The sequence below is a fragment of the Rhodococcus rhodochrous genome, from assembly GCF_014854695.1.
GTDB lineage: Bacteria > Actinomycetota > Actinomycetes > Mycobacteriales > Mycobacteriaceae > Rhodococcus.
Window position 1 is genome coordinate 1,966,279 of sequence record NZ_CP027557.1, and the last position, 19,103, is coordinate 1,985,381.

Sequence of the window (19,103 nt, forward strand, 5' to 3'; positions counted from 1 at the left end):
GACGGGGACATGGATCTCGCGGTGCGGGCGGAGCAGTTGCGCAGTGAACGACGACCGTTCGTCGAAGCGACGGTCGTGCGGGCGCAACCACCGACGTCCGCGCACTCGGGCGACCGGGCGCTCGTCCTCGCCGACGGCACGATCGAGGGGTTCGTCGGCGGGCAGTGCACCGAGAGTTCCGTGCGCGAAGCGTCCCGCACGGTGCTCGCACGAGGGGAGAGCATGCTCCTGCGGGTGCTGCCCGCCGGGGCCGGCGAGTTCCCCGACGCCCCGGGAGCGACGATCGCGGTCAACCCGTGCATGTCCGGTGGGGCCACCGAGATCTTCCTCGAACCGCGGATGCCCGCGATCGTGGTGGCCGTCTTCGGGGACTCGCCCGTCACCGAGGCCGTGGGCGACTTCGCGCGGCGCGTCGAGTACTCGGTGGAACCGATCCGGGGGACGCGCGTGCCCGCCGAGGCGTCGGTGGTGATCGTCGCGAGCCACGGGGGCGAGGAGGCGAGTGTGATCCGTGCGGCTCTGGATGCCGGGAGCCGATACGTCGGCCTGGTCGCGAGTCGCACCCGGGGTGCCGCGGTGCTCGACGAGGTGGAGCCGACCGACGAGGAGCGTGCCCGCATCCACACCCCGGTCGGCCTCGACATCGGTGCCCGCACCCCGGCGGAGATCGGTTTGTCGATCGTCGCCGACATCGTGCGGGTCGCGCGCAGCGGTGGGTTGGCCCGATCCTCCGAGGAGAGCGCGCAACGCATCGAGGTGCCGAGGGAGACGGGCCCGAAGCCGCGCACGGCCGTCGACCCGGTGTGCGGGATGACCGTCACGGTCACCGAGTCGACCCCGCACCTCGTCGTCGCCGGGCGGACGGTGTGGTTCTGCTGCCCGGGCTGCCGCCGCCGCTACGAGAAGGACGACGTGGCGTGAGCGATCCGTCGTCCCCGGGCATCTTCACCGACGTCGACGACGTGGTCGCCAGGTTCGACGACCACGACCATCTGCTCGATCAGGGCACCGCCGCCGCGATCCACCTCGCGGTCGCGCTGGGCCGACCACTGTTGCTCGAGGGCGAACCCGGGGTCGGCAAGACCACCGCAGCGAAGGTCCTCGCGCAGATCCTCGGTAGCCCGCTGATCCGGTTGCAGTGCTACGAGGGACTGTCGGTCGCCGAGGCCCTCTACGACTGGAACTACCAGCGTCAACTGCTCGCGATCCGGCTCGCCGAAGCGCGCGGCGAGGTTCCCGCCGAGGCCGACCTGTACTCCGAGGAGTATCTCCTCGAACGCCCGATCCTGCGCTGCGTCCGCCATCGCGGCGACAGACCCGCCGTCCTGCTCGTCGACGAGATCGACCGCGCCGACGACGAATTCGAGGCGCTGTTGCTCGAGTTCCTGGGGGAGTTCGCCGTCACCGTCCCGGAGCTCGGCACCCTCACTGCGACCCGCCCGCCCGTCGTGGTGCTCACCTCCAACCGGAGCCGCGACCTGCACGACGCACTGCGAAGGCGCTGCCTGTACCACTGGATCGACTTTCCCGACCGTGCCCGCGCGGCGGCGATCCTGCGTCGCACGGTACCGTCGGCGAACGCCGCGCTCGTCGAACGTGCCACGGATTTCGTCGCGGTGGCCCGCGGGCTCGATCTCGACAAGGCGCCGGGGATCGCGGAGACCATCGACTGGGTATCGGCCCTCGCGGCGCTCGGCGTCGCCGACCTCGTCCGGCCCGAAGCGGCGATGTCGCTCGCGGCACTGGCGAAGACTCCCGACGACGTCGATGCGCTGGGGGAGGCGCTGACCCGGTTCGTCTCCACCGAGGTGTCGTGAGCGCTCGGTTGCTTCCCGGGGTCGATCACGCGGCCTTCGCGGTCGGACTGGTCGACCGGCTCAGGTCCGCCGGGATCGTGGTACCGGCGGACGGAGCGGCGACCCTCACGCGTGCTCTGCGCGTGTGCCCCCCGAGCACCCGGAGCCGTTTGTACTGGACGGCGCGGCTCACGCTCGTCGACCGGCACGAGAGCCTCGCCACCTTCGACGCGGTGTTCGACCGCATCTTCGGCGATGCTCCGCTCCCACTCGACCCACACGCCCGCCGCACCGGGCCGGAGGACGACGGCCCGCGCGCGGCGCCCACGACGGACGCGCCCCGCCGCATACGGGACGCTCCGGCCGGCGGCCACGACGTCCCATGGGTCACCCGGACCGTCGTCGAATCGGCGGAGGGGGAGCGGGCGGCCGATCGGCCCGGCCGCGAGGTCGCGAGCGCACTGGCGGAGATCGCCGACCAGCGGTTCGACGACCTCGACCCCGCACGACTCGCACTGGTCGAATCGTGGATCGAGGAGGCCGGGGTCCGATGGGCCACCCGCCGCACCCGTCGCCGGGTCGAACGCCGCACCGGTCGCGTCGACGTGCGGGCGAGCATCGCCGCCTCGCGCAGTACCGGGTTCGAGGCGCTCCGGCTGATCCGCACCCGCCCCGATCGACGGCGGCGGCAGATCGTCGTCTTCTGCGATGTCAGCCGGTCGATGCGCCCCTACGTCGGGGTGTATCTGCATCTGGTCCGTGCTCTTGCGCACACCGGAACGGCCGAGGTCTTCGTGTTCTCCACCACAGCGACGCGTCTGACCCCGGTCCTGCGGCACCGGTCTGTGGAGCAGGCGATCGACGTCGCCAACGAGCGTGTGCGGACCCGGTTCGGGGGCACGCGCATCGCCGGATCCCTCGCCGAGGTGGTCGCCTCCCATCACGGACACCTGCTGCGCGGAGCGATCGTCGTCGTCGCGTCCGACGGTTGGGACAGCGACGATCCCACCGCACTCGCCCACGTCCTGGCCAGGATCCGGCGCCGCGCCCACCGGGTGGTGTGGCTCAACCCCCGGGCCGGGCAGTCCGGATTCACACCCTCCACCGGGTCGATGTCCGCGGCGCTCCCGCACTGCGACGCGATGGTGGCGGCCGACACACTCCTCGCGCTGCAGCACGCCGTCGACGTCGTCACAGGCACCGCTACCGGCCCCGGAGGGCTCCGACGGCGTGTCGTAGGTCATGGCGTGGACGTCCTACCCTGGTAGGCATGGCAACATCCGAGCTCGCGTCTCCCGCGCAGCCTCCGGCGCCCGCCCCTACGAGGGGAAACCCGCCGGCACTGCTGATCCTCCTCGGCCTCCTCGCCGCCCTCGTCGCGGCGTTCGCGGTCGGGCTGTCCGCTGCGCAGGCTCTGGTGTTGCTCGGCATCCCCGACCCCGGTCCGCTCACCACCTACGGTCTGCCCGCGGTCCGCGCGATCTCCGAGATCGCGACCGTCATCACCATCGGATCGCTGTTCTTCGCCGCCTTCCTCGTGCCCCCGCAACGAGGGGGTGTGCTCGACGTCGGCGGCTACCGCGCCGTGCGGACCGCGGGCGTCGCGGCGACGGTGTGGGCGGTCACGGCGGCGCTGATGGTGCCGCTGACCCTGTCCGACACCTCCGGCAGCCCGCTGAGCGAGGCGATCCGGCCGGAGAACCTCTTCTCGGCGCTCGGTCAGGTGGAGGCTGCGTCGGCCTGGGCCTGGACGACGGTGCTCGCCCTGATCACCGCCCTGCTGATCCGGCTCACGGTGCGCTGGTCGTGGACGCCCTATCTGCTGCTGCTGTCGGTCGTCGCACTCATGCCGATCGCCCTGACCGGGCACTCATCGTCGGGTGGTTCGCACGACATGGCGACCAACAGCCTCGTGCTGCACCTCGTCGCGGCGTCCGTCTGGGCGGGCGGGTTGTTCGCCCTGCTCGCGCACTCCATGCGGGGCGGTGAGCACACCGACATCGCGGCCCGGCGGTTCTCCTTCGTCGCCGGACTCGCCTTCGTCGTCATGGCCGTCAGCGGCGTCATCAACGCCGCGGTCCGCATGTCGTTCGACGACCTGACCACGACCACCTACGGCAGGCTGCTGCTCGCGAAGATCGTCGCGCTGGTCCTGCTCGGCATCTTCGGCTGGGCGCAGCGCCGCCGGGCACTGCCGGCACTCGAAGCCGACCCCACCAGCCGGTCCGCGCTCGTGCGGTTCACCCTCGTCGAGGCGTTCGTCCTCGCCGCGACGATCGGTCTGGCCGTGGGACTCGGCCGCACGCCCCCGCCGCCGCCGGCTACGGTGCCGACGATCCAGGAGGTCGAGCTCGGCTACCAGCTCGACGTACCGCCGTCGTTCGTGAGCCTGTTCTTCGGGCAGTGGCGTTTCGACCTGATCTTCGGCACGGCTGCTCTCGTGCTCGCCGCCGCCTATGCAGTCGGACTGTGGACGCTGCGCAAGCGCGGCGACTCGTGGCCGATCGGCCGCTCGATCGCCTGGTTCTCGGGCTGCTTCGTGTTGTTCGTCGCCACCAGTTCGGGCGTCGGGATGTACTCGCCGGCGATGTTCAGCGTGCACATGGGCGCGCACATGGCCCTGTCGATGCTCGCCCCGGTGCTCCTGGCGCTCGGCGGGGCGATGACCCTCGCCCTGCGTGCGTTCAAGCCGGCCGGACGCAACGCCCCTCCCGGACCGCGCGAATGGATCCTCGAGTTCCTGCACAGCCCGCCGTCGCGCTTCTTCACACATCCGATCGTCGCGTCGGTCATGTTCGTGGGCGGCTTCTACGCCCTGTATCTCGGTGGGATCTTCACCACGTTCATCGACAGCCACACCGCGCACGTCCTGATGAACCTGCACTTCCTGCTGAGCGGCTACCTCTTCTACTGGGTGGTGATCGGCGTCGACCCGTCGCCGCGCGATCTGCAGCCCGTGACGAAGCTGGCCATGGTCTTCGGCTCGCTCCCGTTCCACGCCTTCTTCGGCGTGACCCTCATGAGCATGGGCACGGTGATGGCCGAGAGCTACTACCGCGGCCTGGCACTGCCGTGGAACTACGACCTGTTCTCCGATCAGAAGGTCGGCGGCAGCATCGCGTGGTCGGCCGGCGAGATCCCGCTCGTGCTCGTGATGCTCGCTCTGCTCGTCCAGTGGTCGCGCAGCGACCGGCGCACGGCGCGACGTGTCGACCGGGCCGCCGAGCGTGACGACGACGCCGATCTCGCGGCACACAACGCGATGTTCGCGGAGCTGGCGCGCCGCGACCACGAGGGTCGCTGACCGCACCCGCTCCGACGCGCACATCTCGTCGCGCCACGCCGAAGCGGACCGACGAGATGTGCACGTCCGAGGGAATCAGGCGGCTGCTGTCGTGCGGGTGGGGGAGCGCTCGGCGCCGATGCGCGCCACCACGGTGGCCACGACCGCGATGACCGCGGCTGTCACGGCGGCGACCGCTGCGGGAGTGGACACCAGACCGCCGTCACCCGTGCGGGCGACCGCGATCCATGCCAGACCCCACACGAGCGCACCGGTCACGGCCAGTCGGCCCCGACCTGCCGTCGCGAGGACCACGGAGACGGCGGCGACGACGGCCAGCACGATGATCGCCCACACGTCGGCTCCCCAGCCGAACGGATCGATGTCCTCGTAACGCAGCGCCGCGGCGGTGTTGGCGACGGTCGCCACCGACACCCAGCCCAGGTAGACGAACATCGTGCCGTCGACGACCACCGCTTCGAGCCTGCTCGACGGCAGGACGCGCGTGAAGATCAGGAACACCCGGACGAGCACGGCGAGCAGCGCGACGATCACCACGACACTCAGCCAGACCTGATCGAACTGGATCGCCGTGATCCACGCTGCGTTCAGCAGCATCGACGCAGCGATCCACCAGCCCGCGGCGCGTTGACGCGCGTCGGTGTGGTTCGCCGGCAGTGCCTGCCACACCGCGAGCGCGAGCAGACCGGCGTAGATGAGGGTCCAGATCGAGAAGGCCGGGCCTCCGGGCGCGACCGCCGTGGAATCCGCCGACAACGCACCACCTGCAGCTTCCGCGACCGGCGTCCCACCGGCCGCACCCGAACCGAAGAACGACACCACGACGGCAAGCGGAGCGCTCACCGCCACGGCCACGACGCGGGCGATGTCGCGCCCGGTGCGGGTCGCGGGGGATGTGGCGGGCGCGGATCCGTGGGAATGGGATGTCATGCCTGGAGGGTGCCCGTCCTGCGGATCACTCAATCCCGATCCGGCGAATCGGACGAATGCGAACGCACCGGCCGCACGACCCGTATCGTCCACGACGTGACCCGTACCGCGCGTGTCCCGGCCCTGCTGCTCACCTGTGCACTGGCACTGCTGACGCCACTCCTCGCACCTCCCGCGGTGCACGCGAGTCCGGCACCGGGGGCCGTCGTCGACACGCCGGGGACCGTCGTCGATGTCGCCCCGCTCGAGCTCGGGTTGTCGCTACCCGGCGCGTCCTCGGCGCGGGCCCTGACCTACACCACGCAGTGGCGCAGCGGCGCTCCCACCACCGCGACCGGGGCGTTGTTCCTTCCCCACGGCACGCCTCCCGAGGGAGGGTGGCCCGTCGTCGCGTGGGCGCACGGCACCGTCGGCCTCGACGATTCGTGCGCACCCTCGCGGTTGCCGCGTACACCGCGCGACACCGCCTATCTCGACCACTGGCTCGGGCAGGGTTACGCCGTCGTGGCAGCCGACTATCCGGGTCTCGGGTCGGACGGGTTGCACCGTTATCTGGACGGACAGAGCGCCGCGAACAGCGTCATCGACATCGTGAGGGCGGGACGCGCCGTCGAACCGTCGCTGTCCGACCGCTGGGTCGTGATCGGGCAGTCCCAGGGCGGGCACACCGGCCTGCACACCGCGCGCGCCGCGACCGCCCGGGCACCCGAACTGGACTTCCGCGGGACGCTCACGACCGGCGCCCCGTCCAACCTCGAGTACCTGTTCCCGCTCGGATTCCCGGGCCTTCCCGATCTCGGTCTCGACGGACTCACCACCTTCGCCGCCTACATCTTCGCGGGCCTGCGCGACGCCGATCCGGCCCTGGACCTCGACGGATATCTCACACCCCTCGGACGGGAGATCGTCGACGCCGCCGAACGCCTCTGCTACGACGACCTGAGCGACCGGTACGGCGAGGTCGGCGTCGGTGAGGTCCTCGCTCGACCGCTGAGCGACGACCGGTTCCGTGCGGCGTTCACCGACTACCTGGCCGTGCCGACCGCCGGATACGACCGGCCGCTGTTCCTCGCCCAGGGCCTGCGCGACGCGACGGTGCCCGCGCCCCTCGCGTTCACACTGATCGCGGACCTGTGGGCCGGTGGCGCGAACGCGCAGTTCAGGACGTACCCGACAGGGCATTCGGAGACGATGTTCGCGTCGCTACCCGACACCACGGGCTTCGTCGCGGAGCTGCTGCACCCCTGACAGCGGGAGCTGCTGTGACCCCGGCAGCGGAGCTGCTGTGACCCCGGCAGCGGAGCTGGTGTGACCCGGCCGGAGGCTCCGGCACCTGCCGGACTCCGGCGCCGGCCCCACCTGTCGTGTTCGCACGATGTGGGTTATCGACCGTCGCCCGATACGCTGGTGGTCATGGCGGAGTTCATTTACACGATGAAGAAGGTGCGCAAGGCGCACGGTGACAAGGTCATCCTCGATGACGTCACCATGAGCTTCTACCACGGCGCGAAGATCGGCGTCGTCGGACCCAACGGCGCGGGCAAGTCGTCGATTCTCAAGATCATGGCCGGGCTCGATCAGCCCAGCAACGGCGAGGCCTTCCTCGATCCGGAGGCCACCGTCGGCATCCTCCAGCAGGAGCCGCCCCTCAACGAGGAGAAGACGGTCAAGGAGAACGTCGAGGAAGGCCTCGGCGAGATCAAGGTCAAGCTCGACCGCTTCAACGAAATCGCCGAGCTCATGGCCACCGACTACTCCGACGAGCTGATGGAGGAGATGGGCAAGCTCCAGGAGGAGCTCGATCACGCCAACGCGTGGGATCTCGACTCGCAGCTCGAGCAGGCCATGGACGCGCTGCGCTGCCCTCCGCCGGACGAGCCCGTCACCCACCTCTCCGGTGGTGAGCGCCGCCGTGTCGCGCTGTGCAAGCTGCTGCTGAGCAAGCCCGACCTGCTGCTCCTCGACGAGCCCACCAACCACCTCGACGCCGAGTCGGTGCTGTGGCTCGAGCAGTTCCTCGCGTCGTACCCGGGCGCCGTGCTGGCCGTCACGCACGACCGGTACTTCCTCGATCACGTCGCGCAGTGGATCTGCGAGGTCGACCGCGGCAAGCTGCATCCCTACGAGGGCAACTACTCCACCTACCTGGAGAAGAAGGCCGAGCGCCTCGAGGTGCAGGGCAAGAAGGACCAGAAGCTGCAGAAGCGGCTCCGCGAGGAACTCGAGTGGGTCCGCTCCGGCGCCAAGGCCCGGCAGACGAAGAACAAGGCGCGTCTGGCCCGTTACGAGGAGATGGCTGCGGAGGCCGAGAAGCACCGCAAGCTCGACTTCGAGGAGATCCAGATCCCGACGCCGCCGCGTCTGGGCAACGTCGTCGTCGAGGTCGAGCACCTCGACAAGGGCTTCGACGGCCGCGTCCTGATCAAGGACCTGTCGTTCACGCTGCCGCGCAACGGCATCGTCGGTGTCATCGGCCCCAACGGTGTCGGCAAGACCACTCTGTTCAAGACGATCGTCGGTCTCGAGGAGCCGGACAGCGGCACCGTCAAGGTGGGCGACACGGTCAAGCTCAGCTACGTCGACCAGAACCGCGCGAACATCGATCCGAAGAAGACGGTCTTCGAGGTGGTCTCCGACGGTCTCGACTTCATCGAGGTCGGGCAGAACGAGATGCCCTCGCGTGCCTACGTGAGCGCGTTCGGTTTCAAGGGCCCCGATCAGCAGAAGCCGGCCGGTGTGCTGTCCGGTGGTGAGCGCAACCGCCTGAACCTGGCGCTCACGCTCAAGGAGGGCGGCAACCTGATCCTCCTCGACGAGCCGACCAACGACCTCGACGTCGAGACCCTGTCGTCGCTCGAGAACGCGCTGCAGCAGTTCCCGGGCTGCGCCGTCGTGATCTCCCACGACCGCTGGTTCCTCGACCGCACCTGTACCCACATCCTGGCGTGGGAGGGCAACGTCGCAGAGGGCCAGTGGTTCTGGTTCGAGGGCAACTTCGAGGCCTACGAGGCGAACAAGATCGAGCGCCTCGGTGCGGACGCCGCACGTCCGCACCGTGTCACGCACCGGAAGCTCACGCGTGACTGAGCCTGACGGGCACCGGCACTACCGGTGCCCGATCGAGGTGCGCTGGGGCGACTCCGACCGGCTCGGACACGTCAACAACGCCAAGGTCGTCGAGTACCTGCAGGAAGGACGCATCAAGTTCTTCCTGAGCGAGTTGCCGTCGCGCGACGCAGTTGTCGTCCGGAAGATGGACGTCGAGTTCCTGCGGCCGCTCAAGGACTCGTCGGCACCGATCGAGGTCGAGACGGCGGTGCTGCGTCTCGGCACGAGCTCGTTCACGGTGCGCCAGACGATCCTCGACCGGGAGGGCGCGGTGTGCGCCGTCGCCGACACAGTGCTCGTCGGCTTCGATCCCGAGACCGATACGTCCCGGCCGTTGACCGACGAGGTACGGGCGGTGCTCGACCGGCACCGCGCCGTCGCGCCCACCGGCTGAGCCGGTACATCGTGTCGGCCGGCCGAGCCGGTTACCGACCCGCCGGTTCCGACCCCCCGACTGCGCGCCGCGGATAGGCTCGATCACGAGTCCGTCCGCGGCGCGCGGTGTATCCGCCCGACAGAGCAGGAGGGGTGTCGATGGCCGATCCGGCTGTGGCGCAGACAAATTCAACGGGCAGTGATACTCCCCCCGAGGCAGTCCTCGAGCGGATCTATCAGGGCTCCGGAGAATTCACCACCGACCACGGCGCGGCCGCGTTCGAGCACGTCCGCCTCGGTCGCCGCCGCGCACCGGACACCGCTGTCGTCGGCGTGCGCCGCACCGACGGCATGGGCGTCGCCGTGCAGATCGTCACCGACGACATGCCGCTGCTCGTCGAATCGGTGCTGGCACTGCTCTCCCGGCTGGGTGTCTCGGTGGGGACGGTCATCCATCCCGTTCTGTCGGCGCGTCGCACTGCCGACGGTGACCTCGAGAGCCTGGCCGACGAAGGGGGACGGGCCTCGGGCGGAGCCGCCGAATCGTGGATGCACATCGAGCTGCGTGGGCCCGTCGACGACGAGTCGGTCGAGGAGATCGATCACGGTCTGCGGCGCGTGTTGTCCGACGTGCGGCAGGTGGCGTCGGATTCCGCGGAGATGCACGCCCTGCAGCGCGACCTTGCGAACGCGCTCGACGACCTGGCCGCCGATCCGCCCGCGCAGTACACGGCCGACCAGCTCACCGAGACCGCCGAGCTGCTGCGATGGTTGAGCGGCGGGAATTTCACACTCCTCGGCTACCGCCGATACGACTTCGTACCCGACGGCGGCGCCGACCATGTCCGTGCGACACCCGTACCCGGCAGCGGCAGGGGAGTGCTGCGCACGGACGCCTCGGTCGCGGACCCGCTCGACCTGCCCGGTGAGGTCGGCACGGGCCGCCGCCCGCTGCTCGTGCTCACCCAGGGCGCGCTTCCCGCCACCGTGCACCGGTCCGTCTACCCGTACTTCGTCGGCGTCGCCCGGCTCGACGCCGACGGCGCGGTCGTCGGAGAGGACCGTTTCCTCGGTGTCCTCACGGTGACCGCTCTGCACGAGAACATCCTCGACATCCCTGTGGTGTCGCGCCGGGTGCGGGAGGTCGTCGCGCGGGCGCGGGTCGAACTGTCGTCCTACAGCGGTCAGGCGATGCTCGAGATCATGCAGACGGTGCCCCGCGCGGAACTGTTCTCGATGGACACCGACACCCTCTACGAGACCGTCACCGCGGTGGTGGACATCCGCCGGCAGGTGCGGTTGTTCGTCCGCGTCGACACCTACGGGCGATACATCTCGTGCCTGGTCTACCTGCCGCGCGACCGCTACACGACGAAGGTGCGCGTCGCGATCCAGGACATCCTGTTGCGCGAGTTCGGCGGCGGCGTACTCGACTACACCGCGCGTGTCTCCGAACGCGACCTCGCGTTGCTGCATGTGACCATCCGGTTCTCCGGTCGCGCGCGTCGCGAGGTGGACACCTCCGAGGACAACCGTCTGCGGATCCAGGCGATGCTCGCGGAGGTGACCCGCAACTGGGCCGATCGGCTCGGTGAGGCGGCGGCCGCGACCGGCGATCTCGATCCGTTGCTGGTGCAGCGGTACTCCGAGGTCGTGCCCGAGGCGTACAAGGAGGACTTCGGCTCCGAACGCGCCCTGGACGACCTGCGGCGTCTGGAAGCGCTCGACTCCGGTGATCTCGACACGCACCTGTACCGGCCGGGATCCGACGATCCGTTGTCCTTGCGCTTCACCCTGTACGTCGCGGACGAGACGGTCACCCTCGGCCGTATCCTCCCGGTGTTGCAGAGCCTCGGCGTGGAGGTCGTCGACGAGCGACCCTACCGGCTGCCACGATCGGACGGGATCGACTGCTGGATCTACGATTTCGGGCTCTGCCTGCCCGAGGACATCGAGCCCGACATCGTCGAGACCGATCCGACGCTGGCGGGTCGCCTCACCGACACCTTCACCGTGGCATGGCGGGGTGCGGTCGAGACCGACCGGTTCAACCAGCTCGTGCTGCGCGCCGGGCTCACCTGGAGGCAGGTCGTGCTCGTCCGGGCCTACGCGAAGTACCTGCGCCAGACCGAATTCCCGTACAGCCAGTACAACATCGAAGGTGTGTTGCTCGGCGCCCCGCGCACCGCGGCCCTGCTCGTCGGACTGTTCGAGTCCCGGTTCGATCCGGAGAACGCCTCCGCCGAACGCGAACAGCAGATCGCCGAGGAAATCACGACCACGATCGCGGAGGTGACCGCACTGGCCACCGACCGCATCCTCCGCGGACTGTTCTCCCTGATCCGTGCGACCCTGCGCACCAACTTCCACGTGGCCGGCGGGATCGGGCACGAGCGTCCGGACGGCCGGGCGTTGTCGCTCAAGTTCGAGCCGCGGCGGATCGCCGAACTACCCCAGCCGCGACCGGCTTTCGAGGTGTTCGTCTACGCCCCGGCCGTCGAGGGCGTCCACATGCGGTTCGGTCCCGTCGCCCGCGGTGGTCTGCGCTGGTCGGACCGCCGGGAGGACTTCCGCACCGAGGTGCTCGGCCTGGTCAAGGCGCAGGCCGTGAAGAACGCGGTGATCGTGCCCGTGGGGGCGAAGGGCGGCTTCGTCGTCAAGCACTCGCCCCGTCCGACCGGCGACGCCGAGGCGGATCGTCGTGCCGTCCGCGAGCGCGGCGAACGGTGCTATCGGCGCTTCATCGCCGGTCTGCTCGACATCACCGACAATCTCGATGCTGCCCGCAACGAGACGGTCCCGCCGCAACGGGTCGTGCGTCACGACAGCGACGACCCGTATCTCGTGGTGGCCGCGGACAAGGGCACGGCGTCGTTCTCCGATCTCGCGAATTCCGTTGCAGCGGAATACGGTTACTGGCTCGGCGACGCGTTCGCCTCCGGTGGTTCCGCCGGCTACGACCACAAGGAGATGGGCATCACCGCGCGCGGTGCGTGGGAGAGCGTCCGGCGTCACTTCCGTGAACTCGGATCCGACCCGCAGACGGACGATTTCACCGTGGTCGGCATCGGCGACATGAGCGGCGACGTCTTCGGCAACGGCATGCTGCTCAGCCGGCACATCAGGCTCGTCGCGGCCTTCGACCACCGGCACATCTTCCTCGATCCCGATCCCGATCCGGAGCGGTCCTTCGAGGAGCGGCGCCGGTTGTTCGAACTGCCGCGATCGTCGTGGAAGGACTACTCGGCAGAGCTCATCGCGGCCGGGGGTGGGGTGTGGGACCGGACGGCCAAGTCGGTGCCCGTCGGCCCCGAGGCGCGGGCGGTGCTCGACCTGCCCGACGATGTCACGGAACTCCCACCGCCCGAATTGATCCGCGCGATCCTGCGCGCACCCGTCGACCTGTTGTGGAACGGCGGCGTCGGCACCTACGTGAAAGCGTCGACGGAAACCCATGCGGACGTGGGGGACAAGAGCAACGACGGCGTGCGCGTCGACGGGCGGGAGCTGCGCGCCCGAGTCGTCGGCGAGGGCGGCAATCTCGGTGTCACGCAACGCGGCCGCATCGAGTTCGCCCGTGCCGGCGGAAAGATCAACACCGACGCGATCGACAACTCGGCCGGTGTCGACAGCTCCGACCACGAAGTCAACATCAAGATCCTCCTCGACGCCATGGTGACCGCCGGTGAGCTCGCGGCGGAGGACCGCAATCCGCTGCTCGCGTCGATGACCGACGACGTCGCCGAACTCGTTCTGGCCGACAACATCTCCCAGAACGCCGTGCTCGGACTGGAGCGGGCCGTCGCGCCGTCCCTGCTGGGAGTACACCGTCGTCTGCTCGCGGCCCTCGAACTCGATCGCGGACTCGACCGCGACCTCGAGGCCCTGCCCGACGAGGCCGAGTTCGACCGTCGTGAAGCGGCGGGGGAGGGATTGACGTCGCCGGAGCTGTCGCAGCTCCTCGCCCACGTCAAACTCGCCCTCGTCGACGACCTGCTCGCCACGGACCTGCCCGACAGCGAGACCTTCGCGGCGATCCTCCCCGCCTACTTCCCGTCCGCGCTGCGCGAGCGGTTCCGGGCCGGGATCCGGGCGCATCCGCTGCGCCGGCAGATCGTCGCCACCATGCTGGCCAACACCACCGTCGACAACGGCGGCCCCACCTACGTCTACCGGCTCGCAGAGGAGGCCGGGGCGACGGCGACCGACGCCATCCGCGCCTACGCCGCCGTCACCACCATCTTCGGGTTACCGGCCCTGTGGGACGAGATCCGGACCGCCGGGCTGCGCGTCGACATCGAGGACGACCTGCTGCTCGAATCCCGCCGCGTGCTCGACCGGGCGTCGCGCCGGCTCCTCGCCACGCGGCCGCAGCCCCTCGCGGTCGGGGCCGAGATCAGCCGCTACCGCGACGCATTCGCGCGTCTCGCACCGCGGGTCGCGGACTGGATGCGTGGGCACCACGCCGAGGACTTCGTGCGCCGCACCCGTCCGCTCCTCGAGCGGGGAGCACCAGAGGAGCTGACGGGCGTGGTCTTCCGGCTCCTCGACCAGTTCCCGCTGCTCGACGTCATCGACATCGCCGACATCGAGCAGCGCGACGAGGCGGAGGTCGCCGACCTCTACTACGCCCTCGACGCGCGACTCGGCGTCGACCGCCTGCTCACGGCGGTCTCCGGTCTCGAACGGGGCGACCGCTGGCATTCGCTGGCGCGACTCGCGCTGCGCGACGACCTGTACGGCTCGTTGCGTTCGATCGTCCTCGACGTGCTCGCCGGCGCCGAACCCGGGGAATCGACCGAGGAGATGATCGAGGACTGGGAGTCGTCCAACGGATCCAAACTCGTCCGTGCGAGGGCGGCGCTCGACGAGATCTTCGCGTCTGGAAGTCTGGACCTCGCCACCTTGTCGGTGGCGGCACGACAGATCAGGGGCATGGTGCGCACGGGCGCATCCGATCGGAGGTAACGAGTGAGCGGTGCGGGCGAACAGTTCGGTTTCCACACCGAGGTGATGGTGCGGTGGTCCGACATGGACGTCTTCCAGCACATCAACCACGCGCGGATGGTCACGCTCCTCGAGGAAGCACGGATCCCGTGGCTGTTCGCCGACGGTCGCCCCACCCGCGACCTGCGCGAAGGTGCCGTCATCGCCGACCTCCACGTGCGCTATCGCGGTCAGCTGCGCCACGACGACGGTCCGCTCGACGTGCTGATGTGGACCGAGAAGGTGCGGGCCGTCGACTTCACGATCGGGTACGAGGTGCGGCCGAGCGGTGCTCCGGTCGACTCGGCGCCGGCGGTGGTCGCGTCCACCCAGATCGCGGCGTTCGACATCGAGACCCAGCGCCTGCGCCGACTCAGCAACGACGAACGAGAGTTCCTGCGGCAGTGGCAACGAAACTGACGGTGGCACCGCAAGTGACGAGGGCGACGTGACCGACGACCGGATCCGACACGCAGAGCGCCTCCTGACGCTCGCCGGCCCCGACGACAGCGTCGATCTCGCCGCCTTCCTGGCCCGGGCCGCGCGTCTCGACGAGGCCGCGGTGGTGCGGTTGCGTCGCCGCGGCGACGGACTGCTCGGCGTGTGGACACGTACCGGTTTCGAGGTACTCGCCGGACGCGTCGTCCGCGGAACCGTGGCTCCGGCCGACACCTGTGTGGCCGCCGAATCGCTGCGCGCCGCGCTCCTCGCCGGGTCCGAACCGCGCACCCAGGTCGACCCGGGCTGGGCGATGGATTCCGCCTGGCGCGGCGCACTTCCGCCCGACGACGGTTACGTCCACGTCGACGACGTGCCGGCCCGGATCCTCGTCGAACTCGCGCAACGCGGCGTCGCGCTCACCCGCGAGCACGGCGCGCAAGGGCCACCGGCGTCGTTGCTCGCCCAGGAGGTTCTCGAGGTGAGCGGCGCCGGGACGACCGTGGGCGTGCCGATGCGCATGGTGTTCGCGCTCGGTGCGATGGGCTTCGTGCCCGGTGCCGGTCGTGACAGCGTCGACTCGACGGACATCGATCCCACCGAGGTGGTCCGGGTGCGGGCGCACGCCACCTGGATGCGCCTCGACGCCCGCTTCGGGTCGGTCTACCTGCGACGCGGCGGCGGGCTCGGTCTGAGCGTCCTCTGACGAGGTCTCACGCCAGCCAGGCGGCGGCGTCCGGCGGCAGTGCGTGTCCGGTGAGCGGCGCACTCGCGAGCAGCACCTCACCGGGAGGCAGATCGACCGCGACGTCGCCGGCGTTGAGCACACAGGTCAGGCCGTCGGAACGGCGGAAGGCCAGGCACCCCGCCGGGCTTCCGTACCAGCCGATCTCGCCGCCTTCGGCCCGCCTTCGCTCCGTGCTGATGGGTCGCGTTCGCTCCGTGCTGATCGGTCGCCTTCGCTCCGTGCGGATCTCGATCGCCCGGCGATACAGCGAGAGCGTCGAACTCGCATCCTCGAGTTGCTTCTCGACGGTCAGGGCCGACCACTCCGGGGGCTGGGGCAGCCACGCCGACCCGGCGGAAGTGAATCCGAAGGGGGGTGCCTCGCCTTCCCACGGCAGCGGCACGCGGCATCCGTCGCGTCCGCGTTCGGTGTGGCCGGATCGTTCCCAGACCGGATCCTGCAGCACCTCCTCGGGCAGGTCGACGTTCGGCAACCCCAGTTCGGCACCGTTGTAGACGAACACGGCTCCCGGGAGGGCGAGGGCGACGAGGATCATCGCGCGTGCCCGTGCGAGCCCGACCTCACCGTCTCCGTACCGCGTGACCTCGCGGTCGACGTCGTGGTTCGACAGCGTCCACGTCGGTGAGGCCTGCACCGACGTCACCGCCGCCAGGCCCTTCTCGATCGCGTCGCGGACGGCGTCGGCGTCCCAGTCCGACAGCGTCAGGTGGAAGTCGAAGGCGAGATGCAGTTCGTCCGGGCGCAGGTACTCGGCGAACCGTTCGTGGTCGTCGACCCAGATCTCACCGATCGCCACCGAGTCGGGGTACTCGTCGAAGACCCGCCGGATGCGGCGGTGGATGTCGTGCACCTCGGGATTGTTGAACCGCGGGTCGGCGGGGGAGTGCCCGAGCAGTTCGTTGGTCTCCCACCCGTCGTGGTCGGGAAGATCCGCGGGCTTGGCCATGCCGTGGGCCACATCGATGCGGAAACCGTCCACGCCCCGGTCCAGCCAGAACCGCAGGGTCTTGTCGAGATCCTCGACGACCTCCTCGTCGTCCCAGTTCAGATCGGGCTGCCCGGGAGCGAAGACGTGCAGATACCACTGACCGGGCGTGCCGTCGGGTTCGGTGATGCGGGTCCAGGCCGGCCCGCCGAAGACGCTCGGCCAGTTGTTCGGTGGCGCGCTGCCGTCCGGTCCGCGCCCGTCGCGGAAGTGGAAGCGCCGGCGTTCGCGGCTGCCCGGCCCGGCTTCGAGCGCGGCCCGGAACCAGCGGTGCTCGACGCTGACGTGGTTCGGTACGAGGTCCATCACCACCCGGATGCCGCGGGCGTGGGCGTCGGCGACCAGCGCTTCGAGATCGGCGATGTCCCCGAACAGCGGGTCGATGTCGCGGGGGTCGGAGACGTCGTAGCCGTGATCGGCCATCGGCGAACGCATCACCGGGTTGAGCCAGATCGCGTCGACACCGAGCAGTTCGAGGTAGCCGAGGCGGCTGCGCACACCCGCGAGGTCGCCGATGCCGTCACCGTTCGCGTCGACGAACGAGCGTGGATAGACCTGGTAGAAGACCGCGTTGCGCCACCACGGCGCCGTCGGGTCGCCTCGTCCGGAGGTCGGTGCTGCGGGGTGGGCCACGAGAGTCATCGTGTCAGACGACAAGGCGAAAGGCAGGGCGAACGGTGCCCGCGGCCGTTCCGTCCGGACCGGGTCGCATGATAGGACGAACAGCATGAATACGACATCGATCGTCGCGGTCCGGCTGGACGACGTGGAGCTGCGCGACGACCCGATCAATCCTGCGTGGATCCGCGAGGGTGCCCCCGTGGCACGCAGCGGTCAGTGGGCGACCAGCGCCGACCGCACCACCACCACACACGTGTGGGACTGCACGGCCGGTCGCTTCGACTGGCATTTCGGCGTCGACGAGATCGTCCACATCGTGGAGGGCTCGGTCGTCGTCTCATCCGTCGACTCCGAGCCGCGCACCTTGCGTGCCGGGGACGCGGCGCTCTTCCGAGCCGGGACCACCGCTCTGTGGGAGGTCCCCGAATACGTGCGCAAGCACGCCATTCTGCGTCGTCATCTGTCTCCGGCGGCGCGGTTCACCCAGAAGGTGGAGGACCGCCTGCGCCGGATACTGGGCCGCTGACCCCGGACACGCCGACTCCTAGATAGGGGAATTCATCATCGAGTCGGCCGCCATGTTCATGTAGTCGACGAGCTGCCGACGGTGCTCGTCGTCGAGCGTCTTCTCGTCGATCGACGCGATCGCGGTGTGCATGCACCGCAACCAGGCGTCGCGCTCGAGCGGCCCGATCCGGAAAGGATGATGACGCATGCGCAGCCGCGGGTGGCCCCGTTCCTCGGAGTAGGTGCGCGGGCCGCCCCAGTACTGCTCCAGGAACATCCGCATGCGCCGTTCGGCCGGACCGAGATCCTCCTCGGGATACAGGGGCCGGACGATCTCGTCCCGTGCGATCTCCTCGTAGAACCGTGCAGTGAGCCGGCGGAACGTCTCGGCGCCACCGACCGCCTCGTAGAAGGTCTGCTCGTCACTCATCTGTATTCGTTCACCGTCCCTCTCGACCGTCCATTGTGCCCGCTCCCGACCGCACACCGCCCGACGAGCTGTGCCGGGCGGGACCGTCACCGGATGTTCACCGGCCCGACCTGGACCGGTCCGCTGATTCGGGGTGCGATTCGGGAGCATCCGTGGTCCACTGTTCCCAGTCTTTTCGGAGGTCGTATGAAGCACAGCAGCAGCTCGCATCGACAACTCCCGCCCGCGGACGCCCCTGCAGGGGTGCCGGGGGCTACCACACTGCGCGTGGTGCACGACAGCACCGCGACGGTACCCGACTGGTTGAAACGTCGAGTCTTGCTGCTCAACGCCACCTACGAGCCGCTCACCGCCCTGCCCGCCCGCAGGGCCGTGGTCCTGATGGCCGGGGGCAAGGCCGATACCGTGCACGACGATCCGCTCGCCCCGCTCGTGCGGTCGGCCGAATGGTCCGTGCAACTGCCGTCCGTGATCCGTCTGCGCAACTACGTGCGCGTTCCGTATCACGCCCGGGTGCCGCTCACCCGGGCCGCGCTCATGCACCGCGACCGGAACCGGTGCGCTTACTGCGGAGGCAAGGCCGAGACGATCGACCACGTCGTGCCGCGCAGCCGCGGCGGCGAGCACACCTGGGAGAACTGCGTCGCGTGCTGCGCGCCGTGCAACCATCGCAAGGCCGACAAGCTGCTCACCGAACTCGGATGGACCCTGCGTGTGGTGCCGAATCCGCCCAAGGGTCGGCACTGGCGCCTGCTCGCGACCCTGCCCGAGTTGCACCCCACCTGGCTGCCCTATCTGGGGGAGGGCGCGGCCTGATCGGGTCGTTCTCCGGGGCGTATGAGGCCTTTCGGGCCCGGCTGGGCTAACGTTTGGCT

At 69.7% G+C, this 19,103-nt stretch carries 15 protein-coding genes; 12 read left to right on the forward strand and 3 right to left on the reverse strand.

Going from position 1 to position 19,103, the window contains the following annotated elements; translation table 11 throughout:
• Positions 1-9: 9 nt before the first annotated feature.
• From C6Y44_RS09120 to C6Y44_RS09135, 4 genes are read left to right on the forward strand one after another with little or no spacing between them, the layout of a single operon-like run.
• Complete coding sequence (locus C6Y44_RS09120) at positions 10-921, forward strand: XdhC family protein (RefSeq protein ID WP_192378750.1); 912 nt, start codon at positions 10-12, stop codon at positions 919-921.
• Positions 918-1,817 (forward strand): AAA family ATPase, encoded by a 900-nt coding sequence (locus C6Y44_RS09125; RefSeq protein WP_159418650.1) that lies wholly within the window; start codon positions 918-920, stop codon positions 1,815-1,817. The genes C6Y44_RS09120 and C6Y44_RS09125 overlap by 4 nt, the downstream gene beginning before the upstream one ends.
• A complete protein-coding gene (locus C6Y44_RS09130) occupies positions 1,814-3,064 on the forward strand; it encodes a vWA domain-containing protein (RefSeq protein ID WP_159418649.1) in 1,251 nt (416 codons plus the stop codon). The genes C6Y44_RS09125 and C6Y44_RS09130 overlap by 4 nt, the downstream gene beginning before the upstream one ends.
• Positions 3,065-3,066: 2 nt before the next feature.
• Entirely contained in the window at positions 3,067-5,100 is a 2,034-nt protein-coding gene (locus C6Y44_RS09135; RefSeq protein WP_159418648.1) for a cytochrome c oxidase assembly protein, read from the forward strand.
• Positions 5,101-5,175: 75 nt separating this feature from the next.
• Here the strand turns inward: C6Y44_RS09135 and C6Y44_RS09140 are convergent, their stop codons facing one another.
• A complete protein-coding gene (locus C6Y44_RS09140) occupies positions 5,176-6,030 on the reverse strand; it encodes a tryptophan-rich sensory protein (protein ID WP_120282174.1) in 855 nt (284 codons plus the stop codon).
• A gap of 96 nt (positions 6,031-6,126) precedes the next feature.
• On the opposite strand from C6Y44_RS09140, the gene C6Y44_RS09145 reads away from it, so the two are divergent.
• The 6 genes from C6Y44_RS09145 (at position 6,127) to C6Y44_RS09170 (ending at position 15,643) form a co-directional block, all read left to right on the forward strand.
• The gene (locus tag C6Y44_RS09145; RefSeq protein ID WP_225623767.1) at positions 6,127-7,278 is read left to right on the forward strand and encodes a lipase family protein; all 1,152 of its coding nucleotides are present in this window, start codon (positions 6,127-6,129) and stop codon (positions 7,276-7,278) included.
• Positions 7,279-7,443: 165 nt separating this feature from the next.
• Positions 7,444-9,117 (forward strand): energy-dependent translational throttle protein EttA, encoded by a 1,674-nt coding sequence (gene ettA / locus C6Y44_RS09150; protein ID WP_120282176.1) that lies wholly within the window; start codon positions 7,444-7,446, stop codon positions 9,115-9,117.
• Complete coding sequence (locus C6Y44_RS09155) at positions 9,110-9,532, forward strand: acyl-CoA thioesterase (RefSeq protein ID WP_120282177.1); 423 nt, start codon at positions 9,110-9,112, stop codon at positions 9,530-9,532. Before ettA ends, C6Y44_RS09155 begins: the two co-directional genes overlap by 8 nt.
• 140 nt (positions 9,533-9,672) lie before the next feature.
• The gene (locus C6Y44_RS09160; protein ID WP_192378751.1) at positions 9,673-14,481 is read left to right on the forward strand and encodes an NAD-glutamate dehydrogenase; all 4,809 of its coding nucleotides are present in this window, start codon (positions 9,673-9,675) and stop codon (positions 14,479-14,481) included.
• 3 nt (positions 14,482-14,484) lie between these two features.
• On the forward strand, positions 14,485-14,919 hold the full coding sequence (locus tag C6Y44_RS09165; protein ID WP_120282178.1) for an acyl-CoA thioesterase: 435 nt from the start codon (positions 14,485-14,487) through the stop codon (positions 14,917-14,919).
• Positions 14,920-14,947: 28 nt separating this feature from the next.
• On the forward strand, positions 14,948-15,643 hold the full coding sequence (locus C6Y44_RS09170; protein ID WP_120282179.1) for a hypothetical protein: 696 nt from the start codon (positions 14,948-14,950) through the stop codon (positions 15,641-15,643).
• Positions 15,644-15,650: 7 nt separating this feature from the next.
• Here C6Y44_RS09170 and C6Y44_RS09175 read toward each other — a convergent pair whose 3' ends face one another.
• A complete protein-coding gene (locus tag C6Y44_RS09175; protein WP_120284158.1) occupies positions 15,651-17,312 on the reverse strand; it encodes a glycoside hydrolase family 13 protein in 1,662 nt (553 codons plus the stop codon).
• Between the two features lie 85 nt (positions 17,313-17,397).
• Between C6Y44_RS09175 and C6Y44_RS09180 the strand changes: the two genes are divergently transcribed.
• Positions 17,398-17,817: a cupin domain-containing protein gene (locus C6Y44_RS09180; RefSeq protein ID WP_159418646.1), complete on the forward strand. Its 420-nt coding sequence runs from the start codon at positions 17,398-17,400 to the stop codon at positions 17,815-17,817.
• Positions 17,818-17,835: 18 nt separating this feature from the next.
• On the opposite strand, the gene C6Y44_RS09185 is transcribed toward C6Y44_RS09180, so the two are convergent.
• Positions 17,836-18,228: a globin gene (locus C6Y44_RS09185; protein ID WP_006551125.1), complete on the reverse strand. Its 393-nt coding sequence runs from the start codon at positions 18,226-18,228 to the stop codon at positions 17,836-17,838.
• A gap of 186 nt (positions 18,229-18,414) precedes the next feature.
• Here C6Y44_RS09185 and C6Y44_RS09190 point away from each other — a divergent pair, with 186 nt between their 5' ends.
• A complete protein-coding gene (locus C6Y44_RS09190) occupies positions 18,415-19,044 on the forward strand; it encodes an HNH endonuclease (protein ID WP_080597645.1) in 630 nt (209 codons plus the stop codon).
• Positions 19,045-19,103: the final 59 nt, after the last annotated feature.